Origin of the sequence: Nocardia sp. NPDC056000, from assembly GCF_042269265.1 — a bacterium.
Lineage (GTDB): Bacteria > Actinomycetota > Actinomycetes > Mycobacteriales > Mycobacteriaceae > Nocardia.
Window position 1 is genome coordinate 58,691 of sequence record NZ_JBHJXS010000022.1, and the last position, 13,378, is coordinate 72,068.

The window sequence follows — 13,378 nt, forward strand, 5'->3', positions numbered from 1 at the left end:
ATTTTCTAAGTGAGCACTTCTGTTCGTTCGCCGTCCACTACGACGACGTGGTCGTCGGTGAGCGCCCAGTGCGGGGTGCCCGCGGCGAGGTAGTCGCGGACCAGTTTGCGGGAGTGGCCCTCGGGGTCGGTGGGTGAGTCCAGGTGCGGGACTATCCGGCGCGGGACCAAACCCAAACCGTCCCAGAGCGGTTCGATACCGCAGGCGGTGCGCACCTCGGCCGGGTCGTCGGTGGATTCGAGTCCGTGCAGGTCGGGTGTCATGACGCAGGCTCCGGCGCTGTAGCCCGCGTAGACCAGGGCGTCGGCCTGGAGCAGCCGGGTGAGGATGAGATCGGCTCCGCTGCGGGCGAATTGGGCGCGCAGGACGAAGGTGTTGCCGCCGCGCACCCACACCGCGGGGAAGCCGGACAGGGTGTCCGCCAGCGCCTCGGCCCGGCCGATGTATTCGCGCAGATCCACCACCTCGGGCTGGAAACCCATGCGGCGCAGCGGAACCAGATCGCTGGTGACCGCGCTCTGCCAGGCCGAGGGCCAGGCGTCACAGGCATTGGCTATCACCGCGACCCGGCCGGGTTCGCCGGTCAGGTCGAGGAGCCGATTCGCGTGCGCCCCGAATCGGTAGCTGGACAGGAACAGTCGCACCGGAACTCAGATGGTGAACGTGAGGCCGCGAACCAGGCGGTTGCCGAGTTCGGTGTCACCGGCGATGGTGAATTCGCCGAGGTGCGCGTCCGCCGTCGTGCGCCCGCCGCGCAGGCGCGCGAACAGTCCCGAATCCAGGGTGAGCACGACATCGGCCGGACCGTCCAGGGTTTCGACGAGGTTCGCGCGCCCGCCCACCACCGCGACGTGCAGGGTGCGCGCCACCGGTCCGGTGAGTTCGAAGGTGACGCGCGCGCCCTCGGGAGCGCCTCCGCCCTTCACCACCGCGCGGCCGAGGCCGAAAATCACTTCGGGGAAGGCGGTTTCGGCCTGCGTCCCGCCCTCGTCGATCGAAACACCCAGCGCGTCGGCGATATCCAGCGTGTGCATCCAGCAGTCGAAGACCCGGATGCGCATGAACCGGCCGTAGGGCGTCATGCCCACCGGGGACGGCCCGGGCTCGGCCCATGCCTCCGGGCTGAGCCCCGCGAGCGTCTTCAGTCTTCCGGCCGTCACTTCGTGGAAGCGCGTCAGCAGTTCAGCGCCGGACAGCGGTCGCAGCGAGGCGATCCACTTCTCGTTGAGCGCGCCGATCGCATTGTGAATGTGGTCGCCATCGACCTCCAGTTCCGGGGTCGGCTCCCCCGCCAGCAGCGATTCGGTGCCGGTGATATGCGCGAGCACATCGAACACGGTCCAGCCGGGCAGCGGCGAGGCCGTCCGCCAGCGGTCTTCGGGGAGTCCGTCCACTAGCCGGGTGAGCCGGTCCCACTGGTCGGACAGGGCGGCGATGATCGCGCGCTGGTCCGGCACCGTGTCGGTCATGCGTGGGTTTCCCTTTCCTCGGCGGCGAGCCGGTCCAGTCCGATGCGAATGGCGGCGGCCGTATGTTCCATATCGTGCGGGCGGCGCAGGACGAACCCCTTCGCGAAGGTGAAGGTGTCGCCGGTCTGGCGCGGGATCACGTGCAGGTGCACGTGATGCACGGTCTGGAAGGCGGCCTTGCCGTCGTTGATCAGCAGGTTCGCGCCGTCGGCCGGAAAGTCGCTGCGCCGCATGGCTTTGGCGAGCCGGTGCCCGCCCGCGAAGAGTTGCGCGCCGAGCGCCGGATTCAGCTCGTCCAGGTCGGTGGCGTGGCTTTTGGGGATCACCAGCGTATGGCCGCGGGTGATCGGGCGGATATCGAGAAACGCCAGGAGGATGTCGTCCTCGAAGATCTTGGTCGCGGGCGCGTCGCCCGACACGATCCGACAGAATACGCAGCCTCTCACCTCGCAGACATTACGGCGTAAAAGTGATGCGCGACACCCCTGCGAGCGGCGCGTGCCCGTTCACCTGGATACACACCTACCAGTAGGTAGCGCACCGGGCCGTGCGCTCTTGTGGCCGGTAGCAGCGCCGCCGACCATGGAGTTGTCCAGTTTTCCCGCGACCCCATGTGATGCCTATCTCCGCTACGCTCACCGCGAAGCAGGTACAGTTGCGAGAATTCTCACGAACTTACTCACAAGTAAGTTCGGCCCACCGTTTGGACCGGTGACACGGCCCATCAGGAAGTACCGGGTGGCCCGGGCTCACCACGAGAAGGAAGTTTGACAAGTGGACACAACGCAGAGCGCACAGACAGCTGCGCCCCGCGGTGCGCGTGTCGGCGTGGTTCGCGAGACCAACGCGGACGAACGACGTGTCGCATTGGTGCCGAAGATCATTCCGTCCCTGCTGAAGCAGGGCGTGGAAGTGATCGTCGAATCCGGTGCCGGTCTGGGCGCGCTCATTCCTGACGAAGCCTACGTCGAGGCGGGCGCCACCATCGGCGATCCGTGGAACACCGATGTGGTCGTCAAGGTCGCGCCCCCCAATGACGCCGAGATCGCCAAGCTTTCGAGTGGTCAGACGCTCATCGGCTTCCTCGCACCCCGCAATGCCGACACCAAGATCGGCGCGCTCAAGGCCGCCGGCGTGCAAGCCTTTGCGGTGGAAGCGATTCCGCGCATCTCCCGCGCCCAGGTGATGGACGCGCTCTCCTCGCAGGCCAATGTCGCCGGTTATAAGGCCGTGCTGCTGGCGGCCTCCGAGTCCACCCGCTTCTTCCCCATGCTCACCACCGCCGCGGGCACCGTGAAGCCCGCGACCGTACTGGTGCTCGGCGTCGGCGTCGCCGGACTGCAGGCGCTGGCCACGGCCAAGCGCCTCGGCGGCCGGACCACCGGATACGACGTGCGGCCCGAGGTCGCCGATCAGGTCCGCTCGGTCGGCGCGCAGTGGCTCGATCTGGGAATCGACGCCGCCGGTGAAGGCGGTTACGCCCGTGAGCTTTCCGATGCGGAACGCGCACAGCAGCAGACCGCGCTGGAGAACGCCATCAAGGGCTTCGACGTGGTGGTCACCACCGCGCTGGTGCCCGGGCGTCCCGCACCGCGACTGGTCACCGCCGCCGCGGTCGAGGGTATGAAGCCCGGCAGCGTCATCATCGATATGGCGGGTGAGACCGGCGGTAACTGCGAGCTCACCGAGCCCGGCAAAACCGTTGTGCGCCACGGCGTCACCATCGCCTCGCCGCTGAACCTCCCGGCCACCATGCCCGAGCACGCGTCCGAGCTGTACTCCAAGAACATCTCGGCGCTGCTGGAACTGATGCTGAAGGACGGTGCGCTCGCGCCCGACTTCTCCGATCAGGTGCTGGCCGATTCCTGCGTCACCCGTGAGGTGGAAGCCTGATGTACACCGAACTTCTCGCGAATATCGCGATCCTGGTGCTGTCCGGGTTCGTGGGCTTCGCCGTCATCTCCAAGGTGCCCAACACCCTGCACACCCCGCTCATGTCCGGCACCAATGCCATTCACGGCATTGTCGTGCTTGGCGCGCTGGTGGTGTTCGGCAAGATCGAGCACCCGTCGGTGCTCATGCAGATCATCCTGTTCGTCGCGGTCGTGTTCGGCACGCTGAACGTCATCGGCGGGTTCGTCGTGACCGATCGCATGCTGGGCATGTTCAAGGCCAAGAAGCCTGCTGCGCAAGAGAAGGCGGACAAGTAAGCCATGGACAATCTGGTCAATATTCTCTACATCGTCGCGTTTGCGATGTTCATCTACGGTCTGATGGGCCTCACCGGCCCGAAGACCGCGGTGCGCGGCAACCAGATCGCGGCGGTCGGCATGCTCATCGCCGTCATCGCGACGTTCATCTCCATTCGCGACACCAATAACTGGATCATCATCATCGCCGGTCTGGTGGTCGGCATCGGCCTGGGCGTGCCCCCGGCGCGCTTCACCAAGATGACCGCCATGCCGCAGCTGGTCGCCGCGTTCAACGGCGTCGGCGGTGGCACCGTGGCGCTCATCGCGTGGGCGGAATTCCTGGAGACCAAGGGCTTCTCGGACTTCCCGGCCGGGGAGCAGCCGACCGCTCACATCGTGATCGCCTCGCTGTTCGCGGCGGTCATCGGCTCGGTGTCGTTCTGGGGCTCGGTCATCGCGTTCGCCAAACTGCAGGAACTGTTGTCCGGCAGGCCGATCAGCGTCGGCAAGCTACAGCAGCCGCTGAACCTATTGCTGCTCGCGGGCGCCATCGCGGCCGCGGTGGTCATCGGTATCGGCGCGACCAAAGACGGTGTGCCGCAGTACTGGATGATCCTGGTGCTGGTGCTCGCGGGCATTCTCGGCCTGATGGTCGTGCTGCCCATCGGCGGCGCGGATATGCCGGTCGTCATCTCGCTGCTCAACGCGCTCACCGGTTTGTCCGCCGCCGCAGCGGGTTTGGCGCTGAACAACACCGCCATGATCGTGGCGGGCATGATCGTCGGCGCGTCCGGCACCATTCTGACCAACCTGATGGCCAAGGCCATGAACCGGTCCATCCCGGCCATCGTCGCGGGCGGATTCGGCGGCGGCGGAACGGCTCCCGGCGCGTCCGGCGACGGTGAGCAGAAGCAGGCCAAGGCCACCTCCGCCGCGGACGCCGCGATCCAGATGGCGTACGCCAACCAGGTCATCGTGGTGCCCGGCTACGGTATGGCCGTCGCTCAGGCGCAGCACGCGGTCAAGGAGATGGCGGCGCTGCTCGAGGCCAAGGGCGTCGAGGTCAAGTACGCGATTCACCCGGTCGCCGGTCGTATGCCGGGCCATATGAACGTGCTGCTGGCCGAGGCCGAGGTCTCCTACGACGCCATGAAGGAAATGGACGATATCAACGGCGAATTCGGCCGTACCGATGTCGCCCTGGTCATCGGCGCGAACGATGTCACCAACCCGGCCGCCCGTGAGGACGCCTCCTCGCCGATCTACGGCATGCCGGTGCTGAACGTCGATCAGGCCAAGTCGGTCATCGTGCTCAAGCGCTCGATGAACTCCGGTTTCGCCGGTATCGACAACCCGCTGTTCTACGCCGACACCACCTCCATGCTGTTCGGCGATGCCAAGAAGTCCGTCGGTGCGGTCACCGAGGAACTGAAGGCGCTCTAGGGTTTCCCGCTGAAATACCCCGTTCTTGACCTGAAGGTACAGAACGGGGTATTTTCATGTCATGGGACGGCCACGCAACTTCGACGCGGACACCGTGGTGGAGCGCGCGATGGAGGCGTTCTGGACCAACGGCTATGCCAATACCTCACCGGCACAGCTCGCCGAGGCCACCGGACTCGGAAAAGGCAGTCTCTACAACACTTTCGGCAGTAAGCGCGAACTGTTCGACAGGGCGCTGGAGCTCTACACCCGAAAGGGAACCGCGCTCATCACCGAAATACTCGACCAGCCGGGAAGTACCCGGGACCGGATCCACGCCTGGTTGCGTTTCGTGGTGGATTCCGATCTCGCACAGCGGAATCGGCGCGGCTGCCTGGTCGCGAACACCACCCTGGAGCTCGCCGGACAGGACGAGCGGGCCGCACGCGCGGTCGACGCCGCCCAGCGACATATGGTCGAGGTGCTCACCGCCCGCATCGACCAGGGGCGGCGCGATGGCGATGTCCGGGCCGATATCGATCCGCGCGGGTACGCGGAGTTCATCCAGAACACCGTTGCGGGACTGCGTATTACGGCTATGACAGCGGACGCCGCGACGCTGTATCGCATTATCGAGACCGCACTGATCACCCTCTGAACCACCCGAATCACGGGCCGCGCGAGCGACCCGTATTTTTCTGTCCCAGTTTTTGACCTGAAGTTCAAGAAAGGCATCTCATGGATCTCGGATTGCACGGCAAGACCGCCCTCGTCACCGGCGCCAGCCGGGGCATCGGACTCGCCGTCACCGAAGCGCTGGCCGAGGCGGGCGCACGGGTCGCGGGCGTTGCCCGCACCATCACCCCAGAACTCGAAAAAGTCGCGGAAGCAGCGATTTCCGCCGACCTGAGCACCCTCGCGGGTGCGACCTCGGCGGTGGACGCGGCCCTCGCCGAACTCGGCGGGATCGATATCCTGATCAACAATGTCGGCGGCGGCGACGGCGATCAGCTCGAACTCGGCGGAGTACTCGACACTTCCGTCGAGCAGTGGCGAAAGCTGTTCGACCTCAACCTGTTCGGAGTGGTCGCCACCACCCGCGCGGCGCTGCCGAGCATTGTCGAACGGCGCGGGGCCATCGTGACCGTATCCTCTATCAACTCGCGACTCCCGGCGGCCGGGCCGGTCGGCTACAGCGAGGCCAAATCCGCCCTGACCGCATTCGGGAAACGGCTCAGCGAGGAGTTCGGGCCGCACGGCGTCCGGGTCAATACGGTGTCACCGGGTGTGGTCGGCACCGGGATCTGGCGCGGACCGGACAATATCGGGGCCAAGCTGGCCGCGGCCAACGGCATTGCGCAGGAACAGTTCCTGGACGCGATCCCCACGCAGTTCGGCATCGCGTCGGGGCGCATCTCCGAACCCGGCGAGGTGGCGGCGCTGGTGACGTTCCTGGCCTCGGAACAGGCCGGGAACATCATGGGCGCGGACTTCGTCATCGACGGCGGCACGGTGAAAACGCTCTGAGCTCACCGGCCCGTGTCCCGGAACGGCACGGGCCGTTGCCGTTTCCGGCCTTCGATCAGAGGTACAGGCCGGTGCCGTGTTCGGCCTGCTCGTTCGCGACCGCGTGGATATCGCGTTCGCGCAGTACGTAATACGCCTGCGCCTGGATCTCGACCTCGTACTGGTCGTCGGCGCTGAAGAGCACCTGATCGCCGACCTTGATGGCGCGCACGTGTGAGCCGACGCCGCACACCTCACCCCAGGACAGCCGCTTGGCCACCTGGGCGGTCGCCGGAATGAGAATGCCCCCGCTGCTGCGACGCTCGCCCGCGTCCTGGTTGAGCTTGACCATGACGCGGTCGTGCAGCATTTGGATTTCGAGCTTGGGATCGGGCACGGCGACACTGTACTGCGGTGCGGTGACCGCGCCGGGACCGACCGGTCAGGCGCTCGCGTCGGGGCCGGCGGCATCCGGTTGCGGGGCGACCACGCGGCGAATGGCGTCCTTGGTCCACTTGCGCACCAACTCCGGATCGCTGTGCTCACCGAGCGAGAACTCGGCGACCTGCGGGACCGCGAGCGGATAGTTGATCATGCTCATCAGCAGCATGATGACGTGACCGGACGGCATATCCTTGCGGATCAGCCCCTTCTCCTGCGCCACTTCGACTTTGGTGCGCTTCTCCAGATAGCGGCCGCAGCGCAGCTCACCCGCCGAGGCGTTCTCCGCGCCCAGCTCCAGCGCCTCCCACATGAGCAGGCGCAGCAGTTCGGGATGCTCGCGGTGATAGTCCAGATGCTGATCGATCCAGGTGTCCAGATCCTCGATATCGGTGGTGACCGAGGCCGCGACATCCAGCATGGTCTTCTCCAGCACCTGCCGGAACAGCAGTTCCTTATCGCCGAAGTAGGCGTAGATGAGCTGTTTATTGGCCTTGGCATTGCGGGCGATCCGATCGACCCGGGCCCCGGCGATGCCGTGCGCGGCGAACTCATCGGTGGCGGCAGCGAAGATCCGCGCCTTCGTCGCCTCGGGATCCCTGACAGCTGCCATGGCATCAATGATAACCAACTAAGTAGTTGACAGGGTCGCGGGCGAGGGATTACTTTCAACTAACCAGTTGGTTATCAGATTCGGTCCTTGCTCCACGTTCGGGAGAACGACGTGACAATTCTCGAAAGCCGTTCCACCGCAGCCATTTCCGCACCGCCCGGGCCGTTCCCGAATCGGTGGCGGGTGCTGCCGGTGATTCTCACGGCCATGTTCATGGCCATGTTCGACTACTTCGTCATCAATGTGGCGGCGTCATCGCTACAGCACGATCTGCACGCGGGGGAAGCCGCGCTCGAACTGGTGGTCGGCGGGTACGGGTTCGCCTACGCCAGCGGGCTCATCACCGGCGGGCGGTTCGGTGATCTGTACGGGCACCGGCGCATGTTCGTCATCGGGATGCTCGCGTTCGCCGCCGCCTCGCTGCTGTGCGGGCTCGCCTGGAGTGCCTGGTCCCTGGTGGGATTCCGGGTGCTGCAGGGTATTACGGCCGCCGCGATGGTGCCGCAGATGCTGGCGCTGATCAACACCATGTTCCCGCCCGCCGAACGCGCCAAGGCGATGGCGGCGTTCGGGGCGACCGTCGGACTGGGCGCGGTGTCCGGGCAGGTGCTGGGCGGGGTACTGCTCGACCTCGACCTGTTCGGATGGGGGTGGCGGACCATCTTCTTCATCAACCTGCCGATCGGGGTGATCGCGGCGCTGCTGGCGGCGCGGTGGCTGCCCCGGCATGAGCAGACCCATCGGCCCCGGCTGGATCCGGTTGGCGCGCTGGGGATCTCGGCGGCGCTCGCACTGGTGCTGGTGCCGGTCACGCTGGGACGGCCCGAAGGGTGGCCGGTGTGGACCTGGGTGTCCATGGCCGCGGCGCTGCCGGTGCTGCTGCTGACGCTGCGGTACGAGGCGGCGCTGACTCGGCGCGGCGGACAGCCGGTGCTCGATACCGCGCTCATCCGGGAGCGGGTGTTCGCGGCGGGCATGGTGATCTCCGGCGGGTACCTGGCATTCTTCGCGGGATTCATGCTCTGCCTGACGCTGCTGCTGCAGAACGGGCTCGGCATGTCACCGCTCGCGGCCGGACTCACCTTCGCGCCCCTGGGAATCGCCTTCGCCACCAGTTCCTTGTTCGCCCGCAAGGTGGCCGAGCGGATCGGCAATCGGGTGATGGTGCTGGGCACGGGCATCAGCTTCACCGGGCTGGCGATCACCGTCGGCGTGCTGGGCTGGTACGGATCATCCATCACCGCAATGACTTTGATTCCGGGCATGGTGCTGGTCGGCATCGGCAATGGGATGACCATTCCATCGGCCATCGGCGCGGTGCTGTCCGCCGGGATTCCGGCACACCAGGCCGGAATGGCGGCGGGGGTGCTGACCACCGCGCAGCAGTTCGGAAACGCCATCGGCGCAACGGTTCTCGGCACCATCTTCTTCAGCGCGCTGGGCGGGGCACATGATCTCGGCAGCTTCGTACACGCCATGGAGATCGCGGCGCTGGCCGCACTGGGGATCGTAGCGGTGGTGCTCGGGGCCGCATTCACACTGCCGCGCAGCACAACCCGATAGGCGACGGCTCCCTCGTCATCCCGGCGCGTTTTTAGCCGGGATCCACACCCTCAGCGCATGTACGCGGTGTGTGGATCCCGGCCAAAAGCATGCCGGGATGACGGAAGGGAATCGTCTGCCCCGCTTGGGTTTCCGGGGTGACGGCTAGCCGCGGACCTGGCGGCGGTAGGTGACCTTGTCGAATTCGCGGTCGTATTCGTCGACGGCGATCACGTCCATTTCGCTGGAGAAGAAGCCGGGGCGGACGTCGACTCGGATGAAGGAGTAGTTGCGGAAGCGCACCCGCGACCAAGGGGCCGCTTCGTCGTTCTTCGTGCCGCCGGAGTTCCAGACGTAGCTGTTCGGGACGGCGGTGTCGGGCACTTCGTTGCCGCGGTAGCTTTCCTGCGAGCCGGGCTGGAAGCCGTAGCGGGGGCGGCCGCCGCCACCGACGGTGTAGTAGACGGTGCCGTCGGTGTCCGGGTAGACGATCGAATTGTCGCCCGCCGCCTTACTGGGCACGCCGCCGCGAATCGGGTCGGTGCGCTCGAAGACGTGATTGTGGCCCTGGAGAACGAGATCCACCTGATAGCGGTCGAACAGCGCGCACCAGGCGGCGCGCACACCGCCGTCGCTGGCGTGTGAATCGGTGGTGGAGTAGGCGCAGTGGTGGAAGAAGCAGACGATGAAATCGATATCCGGATTCGAGCGGTAGCGCGCGAGAGTGCTTTCCACCCAACTGTTCTGGGCTCCGCCGGAGTAGCCGGTGTTCGCGCCGATCTCATAGGAGACGTCGTTGGCGTCCAGCGACAGCACCGCGACATTGCCGTAGGTGAAGGAGTACGCGGACGGGCAGCCCGCCGGGCCGTTGCCCGGGAAGTCCAGGCGCGCAAGGTGTCCGCCGTAGCCGTGGGTGTTGTACGCGGCTTCCATATCGTGGTTGCCGGTGGCGAACATCCACGGGGTGGTCGAGGCGCTCGATTCGATCGCGCCGAAGTACACGTCCCAGACGTAGGGGTTGAACTTGTCGAAACCGTTCGCGGGGGTGCCGCCGGAGGCCACGTACTGCGGGCTCTTACCCGCGCCCGAGGGATCGGCGTAGGCGATATCACCGGCCAGGACGTGGAAATCCGGTCGGGCGGCGACGATTTGGCGCATGACGTTCTCGGTGTGCCGGACGCCCGGCTCATTGTCCGGCTTGTAGTACATATCGTCGTAGTCGCCCGGGGCCAGACCCGCGGGCTGGCCCGGGGTGTCGTCCGCGCCCTGATCGCCCATCATGGTGAAGCGGAAGGGCAGCACGGCCGCGCGCGCGGTCGGCATGGCGGTGGACGCCGAGCGGACATCGCCCGCGAAACCGTCGGAGCTGCGCCAGCGGTAGAACTGCGGCAGCCGGCCGGGCAGGCCGTCCAGCGGGGCGTGCACGTAGAACTGTTCCGCCGCAAGGACTCCCCCGTCGGCGCTGGGGATCTGGGTCACCAGGTTGCGCACCTCGGCCTCGACGGTGCCGCCCAGCGCGGGCGTGGGTCCGTGATCCAGGAATACCTTGGCCGAACCCGGATTTCGGGACAGCTGGGCCGAAAAGCGCAGCTGCGACGCCGAATCCGCCCCGAAGCCGACGTGGCGACCGGCCACGCCCAGCGGGGCGTCATCGGCGTAGGCGCGGGCGGCGAACGGCGAGGCGCCCACCCCGGCCACCGCCGCGGCGGCCGCGGAGCCGAGCAGGAAGTTCCGGCGCGAGACCGCATGGCGGCGCAGATAGGCGCGATGCCAGTCATGCTGCTCGGCCATGGTCATCTGGGCGGCGAGCCGCGCGGGGATACCGGTATCTGGAACGTCACCGGCGGGATTGAGCGGTGTGGACGGCATGAGTTCGCATGCTGGCCGATCAGAGTGTGCGCGGCAATCACCGGGGCACCCCGACACGGAGAACACTCGGTAAACAATGCCAAGAATTGCGACCAATCGGACACGCGCCCGATTTATGGGCATATCACGTAGTTTTCAACTGTGGATCAGCACACAGCTCTCGACACCCTGCGCGCCCAACTGCCGGACGGCATGCTCGTCACCGATCCCGATGTGCTCGGGGCCTATCGCCAGGATCGGGCCCTGGATCCGGACGCCGCGCTCGCGCTCGCCCTGGTGCGGCCCACCACCACCGCACAGGTGTCGGCGGTGGTGCGCTGGGCGCATGAGCATCGGGTGCCGATCGTGCCGCGCGGCGCGGGCACCGGACTCTCAGGCGGGGCCACCGCACAGGCCGGGGCGCTGGTGCTGAGCACCGAGAAGATGCGCGAGATCAGCGTCGACCCGGTCACCCGGACCGCCGTCGTACAGCCGGGGCTGTTGAACGCCGAGGTGAAAAGGGCTGTCGCGGAACAGGGGCTGTGGTATCCGCCGGATCCGTCGTCGTTCGAGATCTGTTCCATCGGCGGTAACGCGGCCACCAACGCGGGCGGGCTCTGCTGCGTGAAGTACGGCGTCACCACCGATTACGTGCTCGGCATGGAGGTCGTGCTCGCGGACGGCACCGCGGTGCGACTGGGCGGGCCGCGGCTCAAGGATTCGGCGGGGCTCTCGCTCACCAAACTGTTCGTCGGCAGTGAGGGGACGCTCGGCATCATCACCGAACTCACGCTGCGGCTGCTGCCCGCACAGCCGCCGCAATCGACCGTGGTCGCGAGCTTCCCGACGCTCGGCGGGGCGATGGAAGCGATTCTCGCCATCACCGGGGCGCTGCGGCCGTCCATGCTGGAGTTCATGGATTCGGTCGCCATCAACGCGGTCGAGGACGAATTGCGCATGGGCCTCGATCGCACCGCCGCCGGGCTGCTGGTGGCGCGGTCGGACGCGCCGGGCGAATACGCCGGGCACGAGGCCGACATCATGCTCGCCGCCTGCGAAAAGGCCGGGGCGAGCGAGGCTTTCCGCACCGATGATCCCGAGGAGGGCGAAGCCTTCTGCGCCGCACGGCGATTCGCGATTCCCGCGGTGGAGCGCAAGGGCCCGCTGCTGCTCGAGGATGTCGGGGTGCCGCTGCCCCGGCTCGGCGATCTGGTGCACGGCATCGCCGATATCGCGCGCGAACGCCGGGTGCTGATCTCGGTGATCGCGCACGCGGGCGACGGCAACACCCACCCGCTGATCGTGCACGATCCGAATGATCCGGCCGAATCCGAGCGCGCGCACCTGGCGTTCGGCGAGATCATGGATCTGGCGATCGGGCTGGGCGGCACCATCACCGGGGAACACGGGGTGGGACGGCTGAAGAAGGCGTGGCTGCCCGATCAGCTCGGCCCGGATGTGATGGCGCTCACGCGCCGGGTCAAGGACGCCCTGGATCCGCACGGGATACTGAATCCGGGCGCGGTCATCTGACCTGCCGCCCGGAACAATCCGCCGCGCGAGGGAGTTTTCACCGACCATGAGTACCCGGCTGGAACACAATGTCGACGACACCCGCTACGAGATCTACCTCGATGACACCCTCGCGGGCTACGCCGACTACGCCGAGCGCGTGGACGGCGACAAGAAGACCCTCGACATCCAGCACACCCTCACCTTCCCGGAGTTCCGGGGCCGCGGCGTGGCCGCGCAGGTCGTCGAGTTCGCGTTGAACGACGCACGCGCCCAGGGGTTCTCGATCATTCCGACCTGCTGGTACGTGGAGAAGTACATCGGCTCGCACCCCGAATACGCCGATCTGGTCGGCTAATTCGACCGATTGCCGTCGGGTCGCTGCGCCCGCCACACCAGGAACTGCCGATCCCCGGTGCTCACCATGGCTTCGACGACCTTCTCGTTGTCGAAGCCGGGTAGCCGCTGCAATCGCGCCAGGAACGCGGTGTCGGCGGCGGAATGCGGTACCACGCATCCCTTACCGGTGGCCCCGATCAGCACGAAGAAAACATCTTCGGCGAACGGCCCATCGGCCGTGGTGATAATGCGCACCTCCGCCAGCTCCCGCCACGCGACTTCCTCCACCCGTCCGTCCGCGAGGGTCCGCCGGACGAAGGTGTCGGTGATTTCGACTCCGGCCATGGCTCCATAGTGCCCCCGCTTTCCCACTTCGAACAGTCTTGAAACCTCTTATTTCCCAGACCAACACACAACGTTCGAGGCCAAACCCTTGCGACACCCGGTAATTGGGGGCAACTCGGACATCGGACACGCGCAAACGCGCCGATGTC

15 protein-coding genes are annotated in these 13,378 nt (G+C 66.6%); 8 read left to right on the forward strand and 7 right to left on the reverse strand.

The annotated features are described in order from the left end of the window. Window positions 1-5 precede the first annotated feature (5 nt). Genes ACFC4D_RS44210 through ACFC4D_RS44220 form a run of 3 tightly spaced genes read right to left on the reverse strand, consistent with a single transcriptional unit; the run spans window position 6 to window position 1,915 of the window. Complete coding sequence (locus tag ACFC4D_RS44210; RefSeq protein ID WP_376072649.1) at window positions 6-644, reverse strand: Type 1 glutamine amidotransferase-like domain-containing protein; 639 nt, start codon at window positions 642-644, stop codon at window positions 6-8. Window positions 645-650: 6 nt separating this feature from the next. Further along, window positions 651-1,469: a maleylpyruvate isomerase family mycothiol-dependent enzyme gene (locus ACFC4D_RS44215; protein ID WP_376072652.1), complete on the reverse strand. Its 819-nt coding sequence runs from the start codon at window positions 1,467-1,469 to the stop codon at window positions 651-653. Beyond that, entirely contained in the window at window positions 1,466-1,915 is a 450-nt protein-coding gene (locus tag ACFC4D_RS44220; protein ID WP_376072655.1) for an HIT family protein, read from the reverse strand. Before ACFC4D_RS44220 ends, ACFC4D_RS44215 begins: the two co-directional genes overlap by 4 nt. A gap of 328 nt (window positions 1,916-2,243) precedes the next feature. Between ACFC4D_RS44220 and ACFC4D_RS44225 the strand changes: the two genes are divergently transcribed. The 5 genes from ACFC4D_RS44225 (at window position 2,244) to ACFC4D_RS44245 (ending at window position 6,610) form a co-directional block, all read left to right on the forward strand. Continuing rightward, entirely contained in the window at window positions 2,244-3,362 is a 1,119-nt protein-coding gene (locus ACFC4D_RS44225) for a Re/Si-specific NAD(P)(+) transhydrogenase subunit alpha (RefSeq protein ID WP_376072658.1), read from the forward strand. Beyond that, the gene (locus ACFC4D_RS44230; protein ID WP_153805792.1) at window positions 3,362-3,679 is read left to right on the forward strand and encodes an NAD(P) transhydrogenase subunit alpha; all 318 of its coding nucleotides are present in this window, start codon (window positions 3,362-3,364) and stop codon (window positions 3,677-3,679) included. Before ACFC4D_RS44225 ends, ACFC4D_RS44230 begins: the two co-directional genes overlap by 1 nt. Before the next feature lie 3 nt (window positions 3,680-3,682). Further along, window positions 3,683-5,104 (forward strand): NAD(P)(+) transhydrogenase (Re/Si-specific) subunit beta, encoded by a 1,422-nt coding sequence (locus ACFC4D_RS44235; protein WP_376072661.1) that lies wholly within the window; start codon window positions 3,683-3,685, stop codon window positions 5,102-5,104. A gap of 61 nt (window positions 5,105-5,165) precedes the next feature. Beyond that, a complete protein-coding gene (locus ACFC4D_RS44240; protein WP_376072664.1) occupies window positions 5,166-5,741 on the forward strand; it encodes a TetR/AcrR family transcriptional regulator in 576 nt (191 codons plus the stop codon). An 80-nt stretch (window positions 5,742-5,821) separates the two neighbouring features. Then, entirely contained in the window at window positions 5,822-6,610 is a 789-nt protein-coding gene (locus ACFC4D_RS44245; RefSeq protein WP_375963573.1) for an SDR family oxidoreductase, read from the forward strand. 55 nt (window positions 6,611-6,665) lie between these two features. Here ACFC4D_RS44245 and ACFC4D_RS44250 read toward each other — a convergent pair whose 3' ends face one another. Both ACFC4D_RS44250 and ACFC4D_RS44255 read right to left on the reverse strand, forming a co-directional pair. Further along, window positions 6,666-6,986, reverse strand: coding sequence for a co-chaperone GroES (locus ACFC4D_RS44250; protein ID WP_364646293.1), 321 nt, complete (start codon window positions 6,984-6,986; stop codon window positions 6,666-6,668). Window positions 6,987-7,031: 45 nt separating this feature from the next. Further along, window positions 7,032-7,643: a TetR family transcriptional regulator gene (locus tag ACFC4D_RS44255; RefSeq protein WP_375963570.1), complete on the reverse strand. Its 612-nt coding sequence runs from the start codon at window positions 7,641-7,643 to the stop codon at window positions 7,032-7,034. 111 nt (window positions 7,644-7,754) lie between these two features. On the opposite strand from ACFC4D_RS44255, the gene ACFC4D_RS44260 reads away from it, so the two are divergent. Further along, entirely contained in the window at window positions 7,755-9,206 is a 1,452-nt protein-coding gene (locus tag ACFC4D_RS44260) for an MFS transporter (RefSeq protein ID WP_376072667.1), read from the forward strand. Between the two features lie 144 nt (window positions 9,207-9,350). On the opposite strand, the gene ACFC4D_RS44265 is transcribed toward ACFC4D_RS44260, so the two are convergent. Next, complete coding sequence (locus tag ACFC4D_RS44265; protein WP_376072670.1) at window positions 9,351-11,054, reverse strand: metallophosphoesterase; 1,704 nt, start codon at window positions 11,052-11,054, stop codon at window positions 9,351-9,353. A 192-nt stretch (window positions 11,055-11,246) separates the two neighbouring features. On the opposite strand from ACFC4D_RS44265, the gene ACFC4D_RS44270 reads away from it, so the two are divergent. Further along, window positions 11,247-12,566, forward strand: a complete 1,320-nt coding sequence (locus ACFC4D_RS44270) for an FAD-binding oxidoreductase (protein WP_375963951.1) — start codon at window positions 11,247-11,249, stop codon at window positions 12,564-12,566. A 46-nt stretch (window positions 12,567-12,612) separates the two neighbouring features. Next, window positions 12,613-12,903, forward strand: a complete 291-nt coding sequence (locus ACFC4D_RS44275; RefSeq protein WP_364646280.1) for a GNAT family N-acetyltransferase — start codon at window positions 12,613-12,615, stop codon at window positions 12,901-12,903. Here ACFC4D_RS44275 and ACFC4D_RS44280 read toward each other — a convergent pair. Further along, a complete protein-coding gene (locus tag ACFC4D_RS44280; protein ID WP_375963562.1) occupies window positions 12,900-13,229 on the reverse strand; it encodes a hypothetical protein in 330 nt (109 codons plus the stop codon). The two genes, ACFC4D_RS44275 and ACFC4D_RS44280, sit on opposite strands and share 4 nt — an antisense overlap. Window positions 13,230-13,378: the final 149 nt, after the last annotated feature.